This is a genomic window from Pseudomonas arcuscaelestis (genome assembly GCF_016881005.1).
Classification (GTDB): Bacteria; Pseudomonadota; Gammaproteobacteria; order Pseudomonadales; family Pseudomonadaceae; genus Aquipseudomonas; species Aquipseudomonas arcuscaelestis.
Map to the genome: position 1 here is coordinate 259416 of NZ_JACOPV010000006.1, position 20903 is coordinate 280318.

19 protein-coding genes and 2 tRNA genes are annotated in these 20903 nt (G+C 57.8%); 18 read left to right on the forward strand and 3 right to left on the reverse strand.

Going from position 1 to position 20903, the window contains the following annotated elements; all coding sequences use genetic code 11:
• Positions 1–13 precede the first annotated feature (13 nt).
• A complete protein-coding gene (locus tag H8F21_RS11625) occupies positions 14–550 on the reverse strand; it encodes an outer membrane protein assembly factor BamE (RefSeq protein WP_203584386.1) in 537 nt (178 codons plus the stop codon).
• Between the two features lie 97 nt (positions 551–647).
• On the opposite strand from H8F21_RS11625, the gene fur reads away from it, so the two are divergent.
• Positions 648–1052 carry a ferric iron uptake transcriptional regulator gene (gene fur, locus H8F21_RS11630; RefSeq protein WP_136474428.1) on the forward strand — a complete coding sequence of 135 codons (405 nt, stop codon included), beginning with the start codon at positions 648–650 and terminating at the stop codon, positions 1050–1052.
• 62 nt (positions 1053–1114) lie between these two features.
• Here the strand turns inward: fur and recN are convergent, their stop codons facing one another.
• Positions 1115–2788 carry a DNA repair protein RecN gene (recN, locus tag H8F21_RS11635; protein ID WP_203482769.1) on the reverse strand — a complete coding sequence of 558 codons (1674 nt, stop codon included), beginning with the start codon at positions 2786–2788 and terminating at the stop codon, positions 1115–1117.
• Between the two features lie 231 nt (positions 2789–3019).
• Here recN and grpE point away from each other — a divergent pair, with 231 nt between their 5' ends.
• From grpE to H8F21_RS11675, 8 genes are all read left to right on the forward strand, one after another.
• Positions 3020–3574 (forward strand): nucleotide exchange factor GrpE, encoded by a 555-nt coding sequence (grpE, locus tag H8F21_RS11640; RefSeq protein ID WP_136474430.1) that lies wholly within the window; start codon positions 3020–3022, stop codon positions 3572–3574.
• A 101-nt stretch (positions 3575–3675) separates the two neighbouring features.
• Entirely contained in the window at positions 3676–5592 is a 1917-nt protein-coding gene (gene dnaK / locus H8F21_RS11645) for a molecular chaperone DnaK (protein WP_136474431.1), read from the forward strand.
• Positions 5593–5802: 210 nt separating this feature from the next.
• Positions 5803–6927: a molecular chaperone DnaJ gene (dnaJ, locus tag H8F21_RS11650; protein ID WP_203482768.1), complete on the forward strand. Its 1125-nt coding sequence runs from the start codon at positions 5803–5805 to the stop codon at positions 6925–6927.
• 13 nt (positions 6928–6940) lie between these two features.
• Positions 6941–7744 carry a 4-hydroxy-tetrahydrodipicolinate reductase gene (dapB, locus tag H8F21_RS11655; RefSeq protein WP_136474433.1) on the forward strand — a complete coding sequence of 268 codons (804 nt, stop codon included), beginning with the start codon at positions 6941–6943 and terminating at the stop codon, positions 7742–7744.
• Between the two features lie 300 nt (positions 7745–8044).
• Complete coding sequence (gene carA / locus H8F21_RS11660; protein WP_203482767.1) at positions 8045–9181, forward strand: glutamine-hydrolyzing carbamoyl-phosphate synthase small subunit; 1137 nt, start codon at positions 8045–8047, stop codon at positions 9179–9181.
• Between the two features lie 106 nt (positions 9182–9287).
• A complete protein-coding gene (gene carB / locus H8F21_RS11665; RefSeq protein ID WP_203584387.1) occupies positions 9288–12509 on the forward strand; it encodes a carbamoyl-phosphate synthase large subunit in 3222 nt (1073 codons plus the stop codon).
• A complete protein-coding gene (gene greA, locus H8F21_RS11670; RefSeq protein ID WP_136474436.1) occupies positions 12506–12982 on the forward strand; it encodes a transcription elongation factor GreA in 477 nt (158 codons plus the stop codon). Before carB ends, greA begins: the two co-directional genes overlap by 4 nt.
• Positions 12960–13406: an MFS transporter gene (locus tag H8F21_RS11675; protein WP_203584388.1), complete on the forward strand. Its 447-nt coding sequence runs from the start codon at positions 12960–12962 to the stop codon at positions 13404–13406. Before greA ends, H8F21_RS11675 begins: the two co-directional genes overlap by 23 nt.
• A 12-nt stretch (positions 13407–13418) precedes the next feature.
• On the opposite strand, the gene yhbY is transcribed toward H8F21_RS11675, so the two are convergent.
• Positions 13419–13727, reverse strand: a complete 309-nt coding sequence (yhbY, locus tag H8F21_RS11680) for a ribosome assembly RNA-binding protein YhbY (RefSeq protein WP_010222973.1) — start codon at positions 13725–13727, stop codon at positions 13419–13421.
• Between the two features lie 101 nt (positions 13728–13828).
• Here yhbY and rlmE point away from each other — a divergent pair, with 101 nt between their 5' ends.
• The 9 genes from rlmE (at position 13829) to rimP (ending at position 20868) form a co-directional block, all read left to right on the forward strand.
• A complete protein-coding gene (rlmE, locus tag H8F21_RS11685) occupies positions 13829–14452 on the forward strand; it encodes a 23S rRNA (uridine(2552)-2'-O)-methyltransferase RlmE (protein ID WP_203482764.1) in 624 nt (207 codons plus the stop codon).
• Positions 14453–14664: 212 nt separating this feature from the next.
• Entirely contained in the window at positions 14665–16572 is a 1908-nt protein-coding gene (ftsH, locus tag H8F21_RS11690; protein ID WP_203482763.1) for an ATP-dependent zinc metalloprotease FtsH, read from the forward strand.
• A gap of 8 nt (positions 16573–16580) precedes the next feature.
• Positions 16581–17432, forward strand: coding sequence for a dihydropteroate synthase (folP, locus tag H8F21_RS11695; RefSeq protein WP_203482762.1), 852 nt, complete (start codon positions 16581–16583; stop codon positions 17430–17432).
• Positions 17433–17448: 16 nt separating this feature from the next.
• The gene (gene glmM / locus H8F21_RS11700; protein WP_203482761.1) at positions 17449–18789 is read left to right on the forward strand and encodes a phosphoglucosamine mutase; all 1341 of its coding nucleotides are present in this window, start codon (positions 17449–17451) and stop codon (positions 18787–18789) included.
• Positions 18790–18855: 66 nt separating this feature from the next.
• Entirely contained in the window at positions 18856–19611 is a 756-nt protein-coding gene (gene tpiA / locus H8F21_RS11705; protein ID WP_203482760.1) for a triose-phosphate isomerase, read from the forward strand.
• 3 nt (positions 19612–19614) lie between these two features.
• Positions 19615–20001, forward strand: a complete 387-nt coding sequence (gene secG, locus H8F21_RS11710; RefSeq protein ID WP_136474441.1) for a preprotein translocase subunit SecG — start codon at positions 19615–19617, stop codon at positions 19999–20001.
• A gap of 19 nt (positions 20002–20020) precedes the next feature.
• A tRNA-Leu gene (locus H8F21_RS11715) sits at positions 20021–20106 on the forward strand.
• Positions 20107–20203: 97 nt separating this feature from the next.
• Positions 20204–20280 (forward strand) — tRNA-Met (locus H8F21_RS11720).
• Between the two features lie 129 nt (positions 20281–20409).
• Positions 20410–20868 carry a ribosome maturation factor RimP gene (gene rimP, locus H8F21_RS11725; RefSeq protein ID WP_168198507.1) on the forward strand — a complete coding sequence of 153 codons (459 nt, stop codon included), beginning with the start codon at positions 20410–20412 and terminating at the stop codon, positions 20866–20868.
• Positions 20869–20903: the final 35 nt, after the last annotated feature.

Consider the following 20903-nt stretch of genomic DNA (forward strand, 5'->3'; position numbering starts at 1 on the left):
GCCTGCAATAGGGTTATTGCGGCGAGGTTTCGATCGGGGCTGGGGTCGGTACTGGAATCGCTTCGATAGTATCGACTTCGCGCTGGATCTTTTCTTCCAGGGAGCCTGGCTTGGCCGGGGTTTCCTCGGGTTGTTCTGTAGGCTCGGTGGTACCTGGCTGTGCTGGGCTGACACTGGTGTCGCCGCTGCCGCCGAGGATTTCCTGGTCGCGGCTGACGCCCGGCATGAAGTCGCCGGACAAGCTCACCAACTGATCACTTTCATTGAAGAAAATACTCATGCGTTCCTGCTGGCGTTGACCGCCGCCAGGCTGCAGGCTGTACAGGTAATCCCAACGATTGGTATGGAATGTATCCTGGATCAGGGGGTTGCCCATGATAAACCGTACTTGCCGACGGGTCATTCCGGGGCGTAATTGGTCTATCATGTCTTGCGTGACGACATTGCCCTGCTGGATGTCGATTTTGTAAACCCCGGGGAACGAGCAACCGGCGAGTGCGAGCAGTCCCACAAAGGTGAGGCTGGTTAGCAAGAGCTTGGTGTTTTGCATCGGTGGGCGACTTCCACTATCTTGGCTGGACAACGTAAACCCCGATCATACCCGTATTCAGAGAAGCTGCGAAGCAGCATCGGCGAGAAAGCTGACCATGGTTGAAAATAGCGAACTGCGCAAAGCCGGTCTCAAGGTGACACTGCCTCGAGTTAAAATTCTACAGATGCTCGACTCTACCGAGCAGCGTCACATGAGTGCTGAGGATGTCTACAAGGCGCTGATGGAGGCGGGCGAGGATGTCGGTCTGGCCACGGTTTACCGTGTTCTGACCCAGTTCGAAGCCGCTGGCCTGGTCGTGCGCCACAACTTCGACGGCGGTCATGCCGTGTTCGAGCTAGCCGACGGTGGCCACCACGACCATATGGTCAACGTGGAATCTGGCGAGGTTATCGAGTTCTTCGATAGCGAAATCGAAAAGCGCCAGAAAGAAATCGTCGCCGAGCATGGCTTCGAACTGGTTGACCATAATCTGGTCCTGTACGTGCGCAAGAAAAGATAAGTAACACTTCTTGCCGTACAGCATCGAAGGCGACCCAAGGGTCGCCTTTGTGCTTTCTGCGCTCAGGCTTTGCTGGTGACCACCATTTTGCGAGCGTGAGCCAGAGATTCCTTTGTCAGATCGATGCCGCCGAGCATTCGGGCGACCTCTTCTATGCGCTCACGTTTGCCCAGGCTGGCCACGGCCGTGTGAGTGGCTTCGCTGTTGCGCACTTTATGCACAAACAGGTGGTGGTGGCCTTGAGCGGCGACCTGCGGCAGGTGCGTTACCGTCAGCACTTGGCCGCGCTCACCCAGGCGTCGCAGCAGTTGCCCGACGATTTCGGCGGTTGGGCCACCGATACCCACGTCGACTTCGTCGAATACCAGCGTCGGAATGCGCGAGGTTTGCGCGGTAATAACCTGGATGGCCAGGCTGATCCGTGACAATTCACCCCCGGAGACAACCTTGGCCAGGCCTTTGAGGGGTTGGCCGGGGTTGGCGCTGACCAGCAGCTCGACCTGCTCCAGGCCATGTGGCGACAGTTCATCGCCCGCATTTACATGCAATTCGATGCGGAAACGGCCGCCGGGCATGCCCAGGCGCTGAATCTCCTGCTCGACCGCGGCGGACAATTGACCGGCAGCCTGACCGCGCAGGGCGCTGAGCTCGCTGGCCTTGTCCTGATAGTGGCGCGCAAAAGCGGCCAGTTCTTCGCCCAGGCGCTCGATCGATTCGTCGCTGGCATTGAGGCCTTCAAGCTCTTCCATCAATTGTTGCTGAAGGGTGGCCAGTTCGGTGGGGTGCACGCGGTGCTTGCGGGCAAGGGTATAGATGCTGTCGAGCCGCTCTTCGAGCTGTTGCAGGCGCGCGGGGTCGGCGTCGAAGTGATCAAGAAAGCGATTGAGCTCGCCGACCGCTTCTTCGACTTGAATTTGGGCGCTGGCAATCATATTGGCAGCCTCGCCGAGCGCCTTCGGTGCATTTTGCACCGCGGTCAGGCGGTTGAGGCTGGCGGTCAGGGCGCTGAGCACATTGCCTGAGTCGTTCTCGCTGCAGTGGTCGATCACCTGGCGGCAAATGCCGAATAGCGCCTCGGCATTGGTCAGGTTCTTGTGTTCCTGCTCCAGTTGCTCCAGTTCATTCTCGCCCAGGCCGAGGTTGTCGAGCTCTTCGAGCTGGTAGCTGAGCAACTGCTGCTGTGCTCGTTGCTCGTCACCGGAGTTGGACAGTCGCTCCAGCTCCTGGCGAGTTTGCCGCCAGCGTTGGGCTGCCAGCTGTACCTGGCGGGCGAGGTCGGTAGCGCCTGCGTATTCGTCCAGCAGGCGGCGATGGGTGTCGGCCTTGAGCAGCGACTGGTGCTCGTGCTGGCTGTGGATATCGATCAGCAGCTCGCCGAGGGCCTTGAGGTCGCCGAGCGGGCAGGGCGTGCCATTGATGTAGCCACGGCTGCGACCTTCGGCAGTGATTACCCGGCGCAGGATGCACGGGCCATCGTGGTCGAGGTCGCGTTCGGCCAGCCACGTGCGGGCTTCGGGGATATCGATGAGGTCGAAGGTGGCCAGGATGTCAGCCTTGTCGGCGCCGGGGCGCACCACGCCGCTGTCGGCGCGATCACCCAGGGTCAGGCCCAGGGCATCGAGCATGATCGATTTGCCGGCCCCGGTTTCACCGGTAATGACGCTCATCCCGCGCGCGAGTTCGAGGTCAAGGTGTTCGACGATGGCGTAGTTGTGTACGGACAGGTGCACCAGCATTGGGGCGGCTCCCAGGCGTTAAGTCTGGTTATTTATACAGTGTTTTTAAATCCGCTGACAATGGTTGTGCTTAGTTCGATTTGGTTATCAGGGGGGCGTTCTGATTGCGATGGGTTATGAACGAATCTACCCGCTCCTGCATGGCAGCCCTTGAACCTGGGTTTTACGACCCCATATAGCCGGCAGAAGCGCGAGTTGAGCTCGCTGACACTATTCGAGAGGAGAGATTTTATGGCTGACGAACAGCTGGATGAACAGAATCTGAACGCCGAAGATGCAGGCGCACAAGAGCTGAGCGCCCGTGTGCAGGTGCTCGAAGAGCAGCTGGCGGCGGCCCAGGATCAATCCCTGCGCACCACTGCCGACCTGCAGAACGTGCGTCGTCGTGCCGAGCAGGACGTCGAGAAAGCGCACAAATTTGCACTGGAAAAATTCGCCGGTGACCTGTTGCCGGTCATCGACAGCCTCGAGCGCGGTCTGGAACTGTCCAGCCCTGACGACGAAAGCATTCGCCCGATGCGCGAAGGCATTGAGCTGACCCTGAAAATGTTCCACGACACGCTCAAGCGCTACAACCTTGAGGCTATTGACCCGCACGGCGAACCGTTCAACGCCGAGCAGCACCAGGCCATGGCCATGCAAGAAAGCGCCGAGGTCGAGCCAAACAGTGTGCTCAAGGTGTTCCAGAAGGGCTACCAGCTCAACGGTCGCCTGCTGCGCCCGGCCATGGTTGTGGTCAGCAAGGCACCGGCAGCGGTTTCGCCGTCGATTGACGAGCAGGCTTGAAATCGTTTCGAGCGCCCCCATTTAGGTGTCAAGCATTCAAGTATTACCGCAGGTAGCCACCACTGCTGCGGCAACAAAATTCAAGTTTCGGGAGAGTTAACATGGGCAAAATTATCGGTATCGACCTGGGGACCACCAACTCCTGTGTCTCCATTCTGGAAAACGGCAACGTAAAGGTTATCGAGAACGCTGAAGGCGCTCGTACCACGCCGTCGATCATCGCTTACGCCAACGATGGCGAGATTCTGGTTGGTCAGTCGGCCAAGCGTCAGGCTGTTACCAACCCGCACAACACTCTGTACGCAGTAAAGCGTCTGATCGGTCGTCGTTTTGACGAAGATGTCGTGCAGAAAGACATCCAGATGGTTCCGTACAAAATCGTCAAGGCTGACAACAACGACGCGTGGGTTGAAGTAAACGGCCAGAAAATGGCACCGCCACAAATTTCGGCTGAAATCTTGAAAAAGATGAAGAAAACCGCCGAAGACTACCTGGGCGAGCCTGTTACCGAAGCGGTCATCACCGTTCCGGCCTACTTCAACGACAGCCAGCGTCAGGCTACCAAGGATGCCGGTCGCATCGCGGGTCTGGACGTAAAACGTATCATCAACGAGCCAACCGCAGCTGCTCTGGCTTACGGTATGGACAAGGCTAAAGGCGATCACACCGTGATCGTTTACGACCTGGGTGGCGGTACCTTCGACGTTTCGGTTATCGAAATCGCCGAAGTCGATGGCGAGCACCAGTTCGAAGTATTGGCCACCAACGGTGACACGTTCCTCGGTGGTGAAGACTTCGACATTCGCCTGATCGACTACCTCGTCGACGAGTTCAAGAAAGAAAGCGGCATGAACCTCAAAGGTGACCCGCTGGCAATGCAGCGCCTGAAAGAAGCTGCCGAAAAAGCCAAGATCGAGCTGTCTTCGAGCCAGCAGACCGACGTCAACCTGCCGTACATCACTGCAGATGCCACCGGTCCTAAGCACCTGAACGTGAAGATCTCCCGCGCCAAGCTGGAGTCGCTGGTAGAAGATCTGGTTCAGCGCACTATCGAGCCTTGCCGCATCGCCATGAAAGATGCCGGTATCGACGTCAGCAAGATCGACGACGTTATCCTGGTTGGCGGTCAGACTCGTATGCCGCTGGTGCAGAAAGCTGTAACCGATTTCTTCGGTAAAGAAGCACGTAAAGACGTCAACCCTGACGAAGCTGTTGCCATGGGTGCTGCAATCCAGGGTGCGGTATTGGCCGGTGACGTGAAAGACGTGCTGCTGCTGGACGTCAGCCCGCTGACCCTGGGTATCGAAACCATGGGTGGCGTGATGACCGCGCTGATCGAGAAGAACACCACTATCCCGACCAAAAAGTCGCAAGTGTTCTCGACTGCCGATGACAACCAGAGCGCTGTGACCATTCACGTGCTGCAAGGTGAGCGTAAACAGGCTGCGCAGAACAAGTCCCTGGGCAAGTTCGACCTGGCCGAGATTCCACCAGCACCACGTGGCGTGCCACAGATCGAAGTAACCTTCGACATCGACGCCAACGGCATCTTGCACGTAGGCGCCAAAGACAAGGCTACTGGCAAGACTCAGTCGATCGTGATCAAGGCCAACTCGGGTCTGTCTGACGAAGAAATTCAACAGATGATCCGCGACGCCGAAGCGAACTCGGAAGAAGACCGCAAGTTCGAAGAGCTGGCCGCTGCCCGTAACCAGGGTGATGCACTGGTTCACTCGACTCGCAAAATGGTCGCTGACGCCGGTGACAAGGTCACTGCCGAAGAGAAAACTGCAATCGAAGCTGCAGTAGTTGCCCTGGAAGCCGCCATCAAAGGCGACGACAAGGCTGCTATCGATGCCAAGGTTGAAGAGCTGTCGAAAGTGTCGGCTCCAGTTGCTCAGAAAATGTACGCCGAGCAGCAGGCCGAACAGCCACAAGCTGGCGCGCAGCAGGCTGAAGAACCTAAGCACGACGACGTCGTCGATGCCGAGTTCGAAGAAGTCAAAGACAACAAGTAATTACTACAGGTTGTCGGCCGGTTGACTGCTTTGTAGTGGTTGGCTGGTAGGATGTCGCCGCGCGGGGGCTTGCTCCCGCGTTGGCGTGTCTGGAATACCCGAATTTTTACAGCATCTGTCAGGCCTCCTGGAGGTAGACGAGGCGGGTGCTGGCGGCACGGCGCGAAATGCGCAGAGGTTTGCCGAACGTCCTCAAGAGTGAAAAGACTTATGGCAAAGCGTGACTATTACGAAGTTCTGGGAGTTGAACGCGGCTCCAGTGAAGCGGACCTGAAAAAGGCCTATCGCCGCTTGGCGATGAAGCATCACCCGGACCGTAATCCTGATGACAAAGAGTCGGAAGAGAAATTCAAGGAGGCCAACGAGGCCTATGAAGTTCTTTCCGATGCCAGTAAGCGCGCAGCGTATGACCAGTACGGTCATGCCGGTGTCGACCCGAGCATGGGCGGTGGCGGTGCCGGATTTGGCGGCGCGAACTTCTCCGACATTTTCGGTGACGTGTTCAGCGATTTCTTTGGTGGCGGCCGTGGCGGCTCGCGTGGCGGCGCCCAGCGTGGCAGCGACCTGCGGTATACGCTGGAACTGAACCTCGAAGAGGCTGTGCGCGGTACCACGGTCAATATTCGCGTGCCGACACTGGTCAACTGTGAGCCGTGTGATGGTTCCGGTGCCAAGAAAGGCTCTTCGCCTTCAACCTGTCCGACCTGTGGTGGTATTGGCCAGGTGCGCATGCAGCAGGGCTTTTTCTCGGTGCAGCAAACCTGCCCGCGTTGCCATGGCCAGGGCAAGATCATTACCGATCCTTGCAACGCCTGCCACGGCGAAGGTCGTATCGAAGAGTACAAGACCCTTTCGGTCAAGGTCCCGGCTGGCGTCGATACTGGCGACCGTATCCGTCTTTCCGGCGAAGGCGAGGCGGGTTCCCATGGTGGCCCGACTGGCGATCTTTACGTTGTGATCAACGTGCGTGAGCACGATATCTTCCAACGTGATGGCAAGCATCTGTATTGCGAAGTGCCGATCAGCTACACCGATGCTGCACTGGGTGGCGAGCTGGAAGTGCCGACGCTCGATGGTCGGGTCAAGCTGAAGATCCCGGAAGGCACGCAAACCGGTAAGCAGTTCCGTTTGCGTGGCAAGGGTGTAGCACCGGTTCGTGGTGGTGGTGCGGGTGACCTGATGTGCCGTGTTGCGGTCGAAACGCCGGTCAATCTCAGTCGCCGTCAACGCGAACTGCTTGAAGAACTGCGCGACTCGCTGGAAGGTGACAGTTCCCACTCGCCCAAGGCCAGCGGCTGGTTCGAAGGTGTAAAGCGCTTCTTCGGCGACTTGTAAGAAGGAATAGGGCATGCGACGTATAGCAGTAATGGGTGCAGCAGGGCGCATGGGTAAAACCCTGATCGAGGCTGTGCAGCAAACGCCGGGCGCTGGTCTGACCGCGGCGATTGATCGCCCGGACAGCACGCTGGTCGGCGCTGACGCCGGTGAGCTGGCGGCGCTGGGACGAATCGGTGTGCTGTTGTCTGATGATCTGGCCAAGGTTGCCGAGGAGTTCGATGTACTGATCGACTTCACGCACCCTTCAGTAACCCTGAAGAACCTGGCGTTCTGTCGCAAGGCAGGCAAGGCCATGATTATCGGCACCACCGGTTTCAGCGTTGAAGAAAAGCAGCTGCTGGCGGAAGCGGGCAAAGACATCCCAATCGTCTTCGCTGCCAACTTCAGTGTCGGCGTCAATCTCAGCCTTAAGCTGCTGGATATGGCCGCTCGCGTGCTGGGTGATGATGTGGACATCGAGATCATCGAAGCCCATCACCGTCACAAGGTCGATGCACCTTCGGGTACGGCGCTGCGCATGGGTGAGGTTGTGGCTCAAGCGCTTGGGCGTGACCTGCAGGAAGTGGCGGTCTATGGCCGTGAAGGCCAGACCGGTGCGCGTGACCGCAAGACCATTGGCTTTGCCACTGTACGTGCTGGTGATGTGGTCGGTGATCACACCGTGCTGTTCGCTGCCGACGGTGAGCGTCTGGAAATCACCCACAAGGCTTCCAGTCGCATGACCTTTGCCAAGGGTGCGGTGCGTGCAGCACTCTGGCTCGATGGTCGCGAGCCTGGCTTGTACGACATGCAGGACGTTCTCGACCTGCGTTGATAGCCCCGCCCCTCCCTGTGGGGTGGTTTTGCCCCCGTGATTGCGACCGTCCAGTTACGTCGCGTCGCGGGGCAAGCCCGCTCCTACAGGTGTCTTGAAGTCCTGCTGTCGCATTCTTGCGCGTTTCAGGCACATCAGTGGTAGACCAAAAAAGCGCTTTTCTGTAAGCTACAGCTTTAGTGTGTCCACTAAAAGCGCGCAGATAATTCGACGAAGAAAGCGGGGTGACGTGTCTATACGTCATTCCGCTTTTTTGCAACCTGCGATCGCCCCTTCAGGCTTTATTTTTGGGAGGTCTTCTTGACTAAGCCAGCCATACTCGCCCTTGCCGATGGCAGCATTTTTCGCGGTGAGGCTATTGGAGCCGACGGTCAGACCGTTGGTGAGGTGGTGTTTAACACCGCAATGACCGGCTATCAGGAAATCCTGACTGACCCTTCGTATTCCCAACAGATCGTTACCCTGACCTATCCGCACATCGGTAATACCGGCACTACGCCGGAAGATGCCGAGTCCGATCGGGTCTGGTCGGCTGGTCTGGTCATCCGTGACCTGCCGCTGATTGCCAGCAACTGGCGTAACACCCTGTCGCTGTCTGACTACCTCAAGGCCAACAATGTTGTCGCCATTGCCGGTATCGACACGCGTCGCCTGACCCGCATCCTGCGTGAGAAGGGCGCGCAGAATGGCTGCATCCTGGCCGGCGACAACATCACTGAAGAGGCGGCGATCGCCGCTGCTCGTGGCTTCCCGGGCCTCAAGGGCATGGACCTGGCCAAAGTTGTCAGCACCAAGTCCAGCTACGAATGGCGCTCCAGCGTCTGGGAGCTGAAAACCGACAGCCACGCGACCATCGACGCTGCCGATCTGCCTTACCACGTGGTTGCCTACGACTACGGCGTCAAGCTGAACATCTTGCGCATGCTGGTTGCCCGCGGTTGCCGCCTGACCGTCGTGCCGGCGCAAACCCCGGCCAGCGAAGTATTGGCGCTCAACCCGGATGGCGTGTTCCTGTCCAACGGCCCTGGTGATCCGGAGCCATGCGACTACGCCATCCAGGCGATCAAAGAGATTCTGGAAACCGAGATCCCGGTTTTCGGTATCTGCCTGGGCCACCAACTGCTGGCTCTGGCTTCCGGCGCCAAGACCATGAAGATGGGCCACGGTCACCACGGTGCCAACCACCCAGTCCAGGACCTGGACACCGGTGTGGTCATGATCACCAGCCAGAACCACGGTTTTGCCGTCGACGAAGCAACCCTGCCGGCCAACGTTCGCCCAATTCACAAGTCGCTGTTCGACGGTACCCTGCAAGGTATCGAGCGCACCGACAAGAGCGCGTTCAGCTTCCAGGGTCACCCTGAAGCAAGCCCAGGCCCGACCGACGTCGCGCCACTGTTCGACCGTTTCATCGATGCCATGGCCAAGCGCCGCTGAGCATCTGGCGAGAAGGCCCTGGACCGGTGCAAGCCGCGTTCAGGCGCCGCCCCCAAGATTGTTCAATGCGGCTTGCCGACTGACCTGCGGAATTGAGTGACAACCCATGCCAAAACGTACAGACATTAAAAGCATCCTGATTCTCGGCGCTGGCCCGATCGTTATCGGCCAGGCCTGTGAATTCGACTACTCCGGCGCCCAGGCTTGCAAAGCCCTGCGTGAAGAGGGTTACCGCGTCATCCTGGTGAACTCCAACCCGGCCACCATCATGACCGACCCGGCCATGGCCGACGCCACCTACATCGAGCCGATCAAGTGGCAGACCGTTGCCAAGATCATCGAAAAAGAGCGTCCAGACGCGTTGCTGCCGACCATGGGTGGCCAGACTGCCTTGAACTGCGCACTGGACCTGGAGCGCGAAGGCGTTCTGGAAAAGTTCGGCGTGGAAATGATCGGTGCCAATGCTGACACCATCGACAAGGCCGAAGACCGCTCGCGTTTCGACAAGGCAATGAAGGCTATCGGCCTGGAGTGCCCGCGCTCCGGCATCGCCCATAGCATGGAAGAAGCCAACGCAGTGCTCGAGAAGCTTGGCTTCCCGTGCATCATCCGTCCGTCCTTCACCATGGGCGGCACCGGCGGCGGTATTGCTTACAACCGTGAAGAGTTCGAAGAAATCTGCGCCCGTGGTCTGGACCTGTCGCCGACCAAGGAGCTGCTGATCGACGAGTCGCTGATCGGCTGGAAAGAGTACGAGATGGAAGTGGTCCGCGACAAAAAGGACAACTGCATCATCGTCTGCTCCATCGAGAACTTCGACCCGATGGGCGTGCACACCGGTGACTCGATCACCGTTGCTCCAGCGCAGACCCTGACCGACAAGGAATACCAGATCATGCGCAACGCCTCGCTGGCGGTGCTGCGTGAGATCGGCGTCGAAACCGGTGGTTCCAACGTTCAGTTCGGCATTTGCCCGGACACCGGTCGTATGGTCGTGATCGAGATGAACCCGCGGGTATCGCGTTCCTCGGCCCTGGCCTCGAAAGCCACCGGATTCCCGATCGCCAAGATCGCGGCCAAGCTGGCCATTGGTTACACCCTGGATGAGCTGCAGAACGACATCACTGGCGGTCGCACCCCAGCGTCTTTCGAGCCGTCCATCGACTACGTAGTTACCAAGCTGCCGCGTTTCGCCTTCGAAAAATTCCCGAAAGCCGATGCGCGCCTGACCACCCAGATGAAATCCGTGGGTGAAGTCATGGCCATTGGCCGCACCTTCCAGGAGTCCCTGCAGAAAGCACTGCGCGGCCTGGAAGTCGGTGTATGTGGCCTGGATCCGAAAGTCGACCTGGCCTCGCCGGAAGCTGGCAGCATTCTCAAGCGCGAGCTGACAGTTCCTGGCGCCGAGCGTATCTGGTACGTGGCTGACGCCATGCGTTCGGGTATGACTGTCGACGAGATCTTCGACCTGACCATGATCGACCGCTGGTTCCTGGTACAGATGGAAGACCTGATCAAGGAAGAAGAGAAGGTCAAGACCCTGGCGCTGTCGTCTATCGACAAAGACCTGATGCTGCGCCTCAAGCGTAAAGGCTTCTCCGACCAGCGTCTGGCCAAGCTGCTGGGCATCACCGACAAGAACCTGCGTCGTCACCGCCACAAGCTGGAAGTGTTCCCGGTCTATAAGCGTGTCGACACCTGCGCCGCCGAGTTCGCCACAGATACCGCTTACCTGTACTCGACCTATGAGGAAGAGTGCGAGGCCAATCCGTCGACCCGTGACAAGATCATGATCCTCGGTGGCGGCCCTAACCGTATTGGTCAGGGTATCGAGTTCGACTACTGCTGCGTTCACGCGGCACTGGCTCTGCGTGAAGACGGGTACGAGACCATCATGGTCAACTGCAACCCGGAAACCGTCTCCACCGACTACGACACCTCCGACCGCCTGTACTTCGAGCCGCTGACGCTGGAAGACGTGCTGGAAGTGGTGCGGGTCGAGAAGCCAAAAGGTGTGATCGTCCACTACGGCGGCCAGACCCCGCTGAAACTGGCTCGCGCCCTGGAAGAAGCCGGCGTGCCGATCATCGGTACCAGCCCAGATTCCATCGACCGCGCCGAAGACCGTGAGCGCTTCCAGCAGATGGTTCAGCGTCTGAACCTGCTGCAGCCGCCAAACGCCACCGTGCGCAGCGAAGACGAAGCCATCCGTGCTGCCGGTGTGATCGGTTACCCGCTGGTGGTTCGTCCTTCCTACGTGCTGGGTGGTCGTGCCATGGAGATCGTCTACGAACTGGACGAACTCAAGCGCTACCTGCGTGAAGCGGTGCAAGTGTCCAACGACAGTCCGGTGCTGCTTGACCACTTCCTCAACTGCGCCATCGAAATGGACGTCGATGCGGTCTGCGACGGCACCGATGTGGTTATCGGCGCGATCATGCAGCACATCGAGCAGGCGGGTGTTCACTCCGGTGACTCGGCGTGCTCGCTGCCACCTTACTCGCTGCCGGCCCATGTTCAGGACGAAGTCCGTGAGCAGGTCAAGAAAATGGCCCTGGAGCTGGGCGTTGTCGGCCTGATGAACGTGCAGTTGGCCCTGCAGGGTGACAAGATCTACGTGATCGAAGTCAACCCGCGTGCTTCGCGTACCGTGCCATTCGTTTCCAAGTGCATTGGCACGTCCCTGGCGATGATCGCTGCCCGCGTAATGGCTGGCAAATCGCTCAAGGAAATCGGCTTCACCAAGGAAATCATTCCTAACTTCTACAGCGTCAAAGAAGCGGTGTTCCCGTTCGCCAAGTTCCCGGGTGTTGACCCGATCCTCGGCCCAGAGATGAAATCCACGGGTGAAGTCATGGGCGTGGGCGACAGCTTCGGTGAGGCCTTTGCCAAAGCCCAGATGGGTGCCAGTGAAGTGCTGCCAACTGGCGGTACTGCGTTTATCAGCGTGCGTGACGACGACAAGCCACAAGTGGCCGGTGTCGCTCGTGACCTGATCGCCCTGGGCTTCGAAGTGGTTGCCACTGTCGGCACTGCCAAGCTGATCGAAGCGGCTGGCTTGAAAGTGCGTCGTGTGAACAAAGTGACTGAAGGTCGTCCGCACGTGGTCGACATGATCAAGAACGACGAAGTGTCGCTGATCATCAACACCACCGAAGGTCGTCAGTCGATCGCTGACTCCTACTCAATTCGTCGCAATGCGTTGCAGCACAAAATCTACTGCACCACCACCATTGCGGCCGGTGAAGCTATCTGCGAAGCGCTGAAGTTCGGTCCGGAAAAGACTGTTCGCCGCTTGCAGGATCTCCATGCAGGACTCAAGGCATGACTAAATACCCAATGACCGTCCAGGGCTTCAAGGCCCTGGAAGAGGAGCACGCATTTCTGAGCAAGGTCGAGCGTCCACGCTTGAGCCAGGCTATCGGTGAGGCGCGTGAGCTTGGTGACCTCAAGGAAAACGCTGAATACCATGCTGCTCGTGAAGAGCAGGGCATGGTCGAGGCGCGTATCCGTGACATCGAAGGTCGTCTGCAGAACTCGGTGGTGATTGACGTCACCACCATTGCTCATACCGGTAAGGTAATCTTCGGTACCACCGTTGAAATCGCCAACGTTGAGACTGACGAAAGCGTGAAGTACAAGATCGTTGGCGAAGATGAAGCTGATATCAAGGCCGGCAAATTGTCGGTTGGCTCGCCCATCGCCCGTGCCTTGATGGGCAAGGAAGAGGGTGACGTGGTAGCAGTTAAAACCCCTAGCGGTCTGGTTGAGTACGAGATTGTCGAAGTCGCACATATCTGATCATCGCCGCGGCTTTGCCGCGGCCACGGTAATCTGGCAACTGACCCAGGTATTCTGGGTCGGTGGCCTGTGGATGTTGCATTTCGGTCTGCTGCCGGCGTTGGGCAAGATAGGCCTGGCGCCATTGCTGATCGAAGATATCGGCAGCCTGATGGCATCACTACTGGTGGCGTTTGCGGCGTTTTGCGCAGGCGTACAAAGTTTGGTGCTGGTTCAGGCGCAGGGCTTGTCCAGTATTTGGCGGGACGTGCGAGGTCAGTTACTGCTTATGGCGATGCTGGCGTGTGTGGCGTATTTCGCCGTGCGCGTGGGATTGCCCCAGGAGCTACGCTGGCAATTGTTCTGCTATCTGGTATTGGGGCTGACCGGCTTGTTGCTGGTCATGCAGCCCGTGCCGGGCAGGGCGCGCCAGGCGCGCCACTGACCGGGGCGAACATCACTTGTAGCGATGGATGTTCGAAAGCTGCTTGTTTGGCTGTGGGTTGCGGCGGTAGATCAGCGCTTTTTTGCCGATGGTCTGTACCAGTTCGGCGCGACCGGCCTTGCACAGTGCAGCGATTGCGGCAGCACGTTCTTCACGATCTTCCGAACGAATCTCTACCTTGATCAACTCATGATCAACCAGAGCGCGTTCGAGTTCGGCGATAACGCCCTCAGTCAGCCCATTGCCTGCCACAATCAGAACTGGCTTCAGATCGTGGCCAATGGATTTGTACTGTTTCTTCTGCTCGTTATTGAGCGGCATAATCTGACCCTTGTGTCTGATTCTGTAAAAATGGCGGCCATTTTACCCGAGGGCCCGTGGATCCGCCCAGTTAATCACGACCCTAATCATCGAGGTGCCCAATGGCGCGTTCCAAGACAAGCCTTGGCTGGCTAAAAGAACACTTCAACGATCCTTACGTCAAAAAGGCGCAAAAGGACGGATATCGCTCGCGTGCGAGCTATAAATTGCTGGAAATCCAGGAAAAATACCGCCTGATTCGCCCGGGAATGAGCGTGATCGACCTCGGGGCGGCGCCTGGGGGCTGGTCGCAGGTTACCAGTCGTCTGATTGGCGGTCAGGGTCGCCTGATTGCGTCTGACATCCTGGAAATGGACAGCATTCCGGATGTTACCTTCATTCGCGGCGATTTTACCCAGGATGAAGTGCTCGCCCAAATTCTTGAGGCCGTCGGTAATTCACATGTAGACCTTGTGATTTCCGATATGGCCCCCAATATGAGTGGTACGCCTGCCGTAGACATGCCCAAAGCCATGTTTCTGTGCGAGTTGGCCCTTGATCTGGCAACCCGGGTGCTCAAGCCTGGTGGTGATTTTGTGATCAAGATCTTCCAGGGCGAAGGATTTGACGTGTATCTGAAAGATGCGCGTAAAAAATTCGACAAGATCATAATGCTTAAACCTGATTCCTCACGGGATCGCTCTCGCGAGCAGTACATGCTGGCGAGAGGTTATCGCGGCGAGTAAGGCTTCAGGCCGGTGACTTCCAGGGTGTCCGATAGTTTTTTCCAATCGGCTGTCCTGCCTGACCTGGATGAACATCGTGTAGTCTAGGTTTCACAAAGGGTTACAGACGGCGCCTGCAGATGTGTAGGTTATGTAGTAAGTTAGGCCGGTGAATATCATGCGAGGCACGGCTGCGCCGTCAGCCGGCTTCAGAGGGTAGCTAATTGAACGATATGGCAAAGAACTTGATCCTGTGGTTGATCATCGCAGCCGTCCTGGTGACGGTGATGAACAACTTCTCCAGCCCGAATGAGCCGCAGACCCTCAACTATTCCGACTTCATTCAGCAGGTCAAGGATGGCAAGGTCGAGCGCGTTGCGGTCGACGGCTATGTCATTACTGGCAAGCGAACCGATGGCGACAGCTTCAAGACCATCCGTCCGGCAATTCAGGACAATGGCCTGATCGGTGACCTGGTCGACAATCACGTTGTGGTCGAAGGTAAGCAGCCTGAGCAGCAGTCCATCTGGACACAACTGCTGGTGGCGAGCTTCCCGATCCTGGTGATCATTGCTGTATTCATGTTTTTCATGCGCCAGATGCAAGGTGGTGCAGGTGGCAAGGGCGGGCCGATGAGTTTCGGCAAGAGCAAGGCGCGCCTGTTGTCGGAAGATCAGGTCAAGACCACCCTGGCCGATGTCGCAGGTTGCGATGAAGCCAAGGAAGAAGTCGGTGAGCTGGTCGAGTTCCTGCGCGATCCGGGCAAGTTCCAACGCCTGGGTGGCCGTATTCCTCGTGGTGTTTTGATGGTCGGTCCCCCGGGTACCGGTAAAACCTTGCTGGCCAAGGCAATCGCCGGCGAAGCCAAGGTGCCGTTCTTCACCATCTCCGGTTCGGACTTCGTCGAAATGTTCGTCGGTGTGGGTGCCAGCCGTGTTCGCGACATGTTCGAACAGGCCAAGAAGCACGCCCCCTGCATCATCTTCATCGATGAGATCGATGCCGTTGGTCGTCACCGTGGCGCTGGCATGGGCGGTGGTCACGATGAGCGCGAGCAGACCCTCAACCAGTTGCTGGTTGAGATGGACGGCTTTGAAATGAACGACGGCATTATCGTTATCGCTGCAACCAACCGTCCCGACGTACTCGACCCGGCGCTGCTGCGTCCTGGCCGTTTTGACCGTCAGGTTGTGGTCGGTCTGCCGGATATCCGCGGTCGTGAGCAAATCCTCAAGGTACATATGCGCAAGGTGCCGGTCGGCGAGAACGTCAACCCAGCGGTAATTGCGCGTGGTACGCCTGGTTTCTCCGGCGCCGACCTGGCCAACCTGGTCAACGAGGCTTCGCTGTTCGCTGCGCGTGGTGGTAAGCGCGTCGTCGAAATGAAAGAGTTTGAGCTGGCCAAAGACAAGATCATGATGGGCGCTGAGCGCAAGACCATGGTCATGTCCGAGAAAGAGAAGCGTAATACTGCCTACCACGAAGCGGGTCATGCCATTGTCGGTCGTGTCGTGCCTGAGCATGATCCGGTCTACAAGGTCTCGATCATTCCTCGTGGGCGTGCCTTGGGCGTCACCATGTTCCTGCCTGAGGAAGATCGTTACAGCCTGTCCAAGCGTGCCTTGATCAGTCAGATCTGCTCGTTGTATGGCGGCCGTATCGCCGAGGAAATGACACTTGGTTTCGATGGTGTAACCACCGGTGCCTCCAACGACATCATGCGCGCCAGCCAGATAGCGCGGAACATGGTCACCAAGTGGGGGCTTTCCGAGAAGCTCGGTCCGCTGATGTACGCCGAGGAAGAAGGCGAGGTGTTCCTGGGTCGCAGTGCCGGTTCCCAGCACACCAGCGTTTCCGGCGAAACGGCCAAGCTGATTGACTCCGAGGTGCGCAGCATCATCGATCAGTGCTATGCCACCGCCAAGCAGATCCTCACCGACAACCGTGACAAGCTCGACGCCATGGCAGATGCCCTGATGAAGTACGAAACCATTGATGCCGAGCAGATCGACGACATCATGGCCGGGCGTACGCCGCGTGAGCCGCGAGATTGGGAAGGTGGGTCAGGCACTTCGGGCACCCCTGCGCAACAGGGAGATCGTCCGGAATCGCCGATCGGCGGCCCAGCGGCGCAAATCTAAGGGCTCTTATGACCTCACAGCAGTACCCAACCCGGTTGCCTTGCGGCAACCGGGTTCTTGATTTGTCTCGTACCCATGTCATGGGTATTCTCAATATCACGCCTGATTCCTTTTCCGACGGTGGCCGCTTCAACCAGCGGGATGCAGCCTTGCGTCATGCTGAAGCAATGGTCGCTGCCGGTGCCACTCTGATCGATATCGGTGGTGAGTCCACTCGACCTGGCGCCCGTGCTGTTTCTGCGCTTGAAGAGCTCGAGCGGGTCGCGCCCATGGTCGAAGCGATCAATCGCGAGTTGGATGTCATTATCTCGGTCGATACCTCGACGCCTGCGGTCATTCGCGAATCGGCCAGGCTCGGTGCCGGATTGATCAATGACGTGCGCTCACTCAGTCGCGATGGTGCCCTCGATGCAGCTGCGGCAACCGGCTTGCCGGTTTGTCTCATGCACATGCGTGGCGAACCCGGCGATATGCAGGACAATCCGCATTACCAGGATGTCACCGCTGAAGTGGCGAGCTATCTTGAACAAAGGATGGCGGCCTGCGCGGCGGTGGGTATCGAAGCCGACAAGATCATCCTCGATCCCGGCTTTGGCTTTGCCAAGACGCTTGCGCACAACCTCAGCCTGTTCAAGCACATGGAAGCCCTCTATCGCCTTGGGCGGCCATTGCTGGTCGGTGTATCGCGCAAGAGTATGATAGGGCAGGCCCTCGATCGTCCGGTCGAGCAGCGGCTTTACGGCAGCCTTGCACTGGCTGCGCTGGCGATGACCAAGGGTGCAAGCATCCTGCGTGTTCATGATGTCGCCGAAACCGCAGATGTAGTGCGAATGATTGCAGCGGTGCAAGCCGCAGAATAAGTGTGATGGAGCATCTATGAGCAAAAAATACTTTGGGACCGACGGTATTCGTGGTCGCGTTGGTGAGTACCCGATCACCCCGGATTTCATGCTCAAGCTCGGTTGGGCGGCAGGCATGGCCTTTCGCAAACAGGGTGCTTGCCGGGTGCTGGTTGGCAAGGACACGCGCATTTCCGGCTACATGTTCGAATCCGCCCTGGAAGCCGGTTTGTCTGCCGCCGGTGCAGACGTCATGCTGCTCGGGCCGATGCCAACGCCGGCTATCGCCTACCTGACCCGCACATTCCATGCCGAAGCGGGCATCGTTATCAGTGCCTCGCACAATCCCCATGACGATAACGGCATCAAATTTTTCTCCGGGCAGGGTACCAAGCTACCGGACGATATTGAGTTGATGATCGAAGAGTTGCTCGATCAGCCGATGACTGTTGTCGAGTCGAGCAAGCTGGGCAAGGTCTCGCGAATCAACGATGCTGCCGGGCGCTATATCGAATTCTGCAAGAGCAGTGTCCCGACCAGCACCGACTTTGCCGGCCTCAAGCTGGTTGTCGACTGTGCTCATGGCGCTACCTACAAGGTTGCACCAAGTGTGTTTCGTGAGCTTGGGGCAAATGTCACCGTGCTGTCGGCGCAGCCGGACGGCCTGAACATCAATGAGAACTGCGGATCGACCCATATCGAGTCGCTGCAGGCGGCTGTGTTGGTGGGGCATGCAGACCTGGGTATTGCCTTCGACGGTGATGGTGACCGGGTGTTGATGGTCGATCACACCGGGGCAATTGTCGACGGCGACGACCTGTTGTATATCATTGCTCGTGACTTGCATGAGCGCGGCAAGCTCAACGGTGGCGTAGTTGGCACCCTGATGAGTAACCTGGGCCTGGAGCTTGCGCTCAAGGACCTGGATATCCCCTTCGTGCGTGCCAAGGTTGGCGACCGTTACGTGATGGCCGAGCTACAAGAGCGTGAATGGGTGCTCGGTGGCGAAAATTCGGGGCACGTCGTGTGCTTCAGCCACACCACCACTGGTGATGCGATCATTGCGGCGTTGCAGGTGCTGCTGGCCCTCAGGCGTCGCGGTGAGACCCTCGCGCAGGCCCGCCAGTCGCTGCGCAAGTGCCCGCAGGTGTTGATCAATGTGCGGTTTGGTGCAAGCAAGGTCGATCCGCTGGAGCATCCTGCCGTGAAAGAAGCCAGTGCCCGGGCAACCGAGGAAATGGCCGGGCGTGGGCGCGTGTTGCTGCGCAAGTCCGGTACAGAGCCATTGGTGCGTGTCATGGTCGAAGGCGACGATGAAAATCAGGTTCGCGCGCACGCCGAAACCCTGGCGAAACTGGTAAGTGACGTTTGCGTTTGAAATACGCTTGCCAGCAGTGATCGGGTTGGGTAACATCTGCGCCCACTTTGACCGACGAGGTACAGCATGCGTCGCCGTATGGTAGCTGGTAACTGGAAGATGCACGGTACCCGCGCCAGCGTCGCTGAGCTGATCAAGGGCTTGAGTAATTTGGCCCTGCCGAGCGGTGTTGAGGTCGCGGTGTTTCCTCCCTCGCTGTACATCAGCCAAGTGGTTGATGGGTTGCAAGGTAAGTCGATCACCGTTGGCGCTCAGAATTCTGCGGTACAGCCTGAGCAAGGCGCATTGACCGGTGAGATTTCACCAAGTCAGTTAGCTGAGGCAGGTTGCGAACTGGTACTGATTGGGCACTCGGAGCGCCGCCAGATCATTGGCGAGAATGACGAAGTTCTCAATCGCAAGTTCGCTGCAGCACAGGCTTGTGGTTTGAAGCCGGTGCTCTGTGTAGGGGAAACCCTCGAAGAGCGCGAAGCGGGAAGAACGCTTGAGATTGTAGGGCGTCAGCTAGGTAGCATCATCGAGGAGTTCGGTGTTGAAGCCTTCGCCAAAGCGGTGATTGCCTATGAGCCTGTATGGGCCATTGGTACAGGGCTGACAGCCACGCCACAGCAAGCGCAGGATGTGCATGCAGCCATCCGCGCCCAACTGGCGGCAGAGAATCCTGAAGTAGCACAGAATGTGCAGCTTCTATACGGCGGCAGCGTGAAGGCGGCCAATGCGGCTGAGCTGTTCGGCATGCCGGATATCGATGGGGGGCTCATAGGTGGAGCGTCCCTGAACGCAGACGAATTCGGTGCAATTTGTCGCGCCGCAGGAAACTGAAAAATGCTGGAAACAGTCGTTGTAGTTTTTCATCTGTTGGGCGCACTGGGTTTGGTAGTGCTGGTGCTGTTGCAACAGGGTAAAGGTGCGGAAGCGGGTGCATCTTTCGGCGCAGGTGCTTCAAATACTGTGTTCGGAAGCCAAGGTTCTGCTACCTTTCTTAGTAAGTTTACTGCTATACTAGCTGCCTCTTTCTTCTTAACTGCTCTTGGGTTAGGATACTTTGCTAAAGAGAAAGCTCATGAGCTGACTCAAGTAGGGTTGCCAGATCCAGCGGTTCTGGAAGTGAAGCAGCAAAAACCGGCAACAGATGATGTACCGGTGCTCCAAGAGCAAAAGGGCGCAGCCACTAACACTGGCGATGTTCCTCCCGCTCAAGAGCAGAAGTAACGGGTTTCAAAGTAGTATTGCCGAGGTGGTGGAATTGGTAGACACGCAACCTTGAGGTGGTTGTGCCCATAGGGTGTAGGGGTTCGAGTCCCCTTCTCGGTACCAATTGAAACAAGATAGCCCGCTACAGCGGGCTTTCTTGTAGGTGGAGGTTAGATTGACCCTGTTAGGGTTCGGTCTTATACTTTCGCCCCAGCTTTGTCGCGGGGTGGAGCAGTCTGGTAGCTCGTCGGGCTCATAACCCGAAGGTCGTTGGTTCAAATCCAGCCCCCGCAACCAGTATCAGCGGAGCCCCTTTTTCAGGGGCTTTTTCTTGGCTGAACAGTCATAGCGCCGGTATTCAACGGCGTATCAGGGATGGGCGCTTTGCCCATTTTTTATTTGCATAGCATGCACGAGGGGGTTCAGGTGTCGAGCAAGCTAGAACAGTTGCAGGCCTTGTTGGCCCCGGTGGTCGAGGCTCTTGGCTATCAATGCTGGGGGATCGAATTCATCTCTCAAGGCAAACATTCGGTACTGCGTATTTATATCGATAAAGAGGATGGAATCCTGGTTGATGACTGCGCAATTGTCAGTCGTCAGATCAGCGGTGTCCTTGATGTCGAAGATCCGATCAGTTCCGAATATACCCTTGAAGTGTCCTCTCCTGGCATGGAACGCCCACTGTTCACTTTGGAACAGTACGCTTCGCATGCCGGCGAACAAGTTAAGATCAAGCTGCGTACGCCCTTTGAAGGTCGTCGTAACTTTCAGGGCCTTCTCCGTGGCGTGGAGGAGCAGGATGTGGTCGTTCAAGTCGATGACCAAGAGTTCCTGTTGCCGATCGATTCGATCGACAAGGCCAACATTATTCCCAGTTTTGACTGAGACGTGCCGGATCCCGCGGACCGCGTGGATCCAAT

Bases quoted from the DNA above. Each gene is read 5' to 3' on its own strand.
- H8F21_RS11625 (WP_203584386.1), bottom strand. From the start codon at position 550: ATGCAAAACACCAAGCTCTTGCTAACCAGCCTCACCTTTGTGGGACTG.
- fur (WP_136474428.1), top strand. From the start codon at position 648: ATGGTTGAAAATAGCGAACTGCGCAAAGCCGGTCTCAAGGTGACACTG.
- recN (WP_203482769.1), bottom strand. From the start codon at position 2,788: ATGCTGGTGCACCTGTCCGTACACAACTACGCCATCGTCGAACACCTT.
- grpE (WP_136474430.1), top strand. From the start codon at position 3,020: ATGGCTGACGAACAGCTGGATGAACAGAATCTGAACGCCGAAGATGCA.
- dnaK (WP_136474431.1), top strand. From the start codon at position 3,676: ATGGGCAAAATTATCGGTATCGACCTGGGGACCACCAACTCCTGTGTC.
- dnaJ (WP_203482768.1), top strand. From the start codon at position 5,803: ATGGCAAAGCGTGACTATTACGAAGTTCTGGGAGTTGAACGCGGCTCC.
- dapB (WP_136474433.1), top strand. From the start codon at position 6,941: ATGCGACGTATAGCAGTAATGGGTGCAGCAGGGCGCATGGGTAAAACC.
- carB (WP_203584387.1), top strand. From the start codon at position 9,288: ATGCCAAAACGTACAGACATTAAAAGCATCCTGATTCTCGGCGCTGGC.
- greA (WP_136474436.1), top strand. From the start codon at position 12,506: ATGACTAAATACCCAATGACCGTCCAGGGCTTCAAGGCCCTGGAAGAG.
- yhbY (WP_010222973.1), bottom strand. From the start codon at position 13,727: ATGCCGCTCAATAACGAGCAGAAGAAACAGTACAAATCCATTGGCCAC.
- rlmE (WP_203482764.1), top strand. From the start codon at position 13,829: ATGGCGCGTTCCAAGACAAGCCTTGGCTGGCTAAAAGAACACTTCAAC.
- ftsH (WP_203482763.1), top strand. From the start codon at position 14,665: ATGGCAAAGAACTTGATCCTGTGGTTGATCATCGCAGCCGTCCTGGTG.
- folP (WP_203482762.1), top strand. From the start codon at position 16,581: ATGACCTCACAGCAGTACCCAACCCGGTTGCCTTGCGGCAACCGGGTT.
- glmM (WP_203482761.1), top strand. From the start codon at position 17,449: ATGAGCAAAAAATACTTTGGGACCGACGGTATTCGTGGTCGCGTTGGT.
- tpiA (WP_203482760.1), top strand. From the start codon at position 18,856: ATGCGTCGCCGTATGGTAGCTGGTAACTGGAAGATGCACGGTACCCGC.
- secG (WP_136474441.1), top strand. From the start codon at position 19,615: ATGCTGGAAACAGTCGTTGTAGTTTTTCATCTGTTGGGCGCACTGGGT.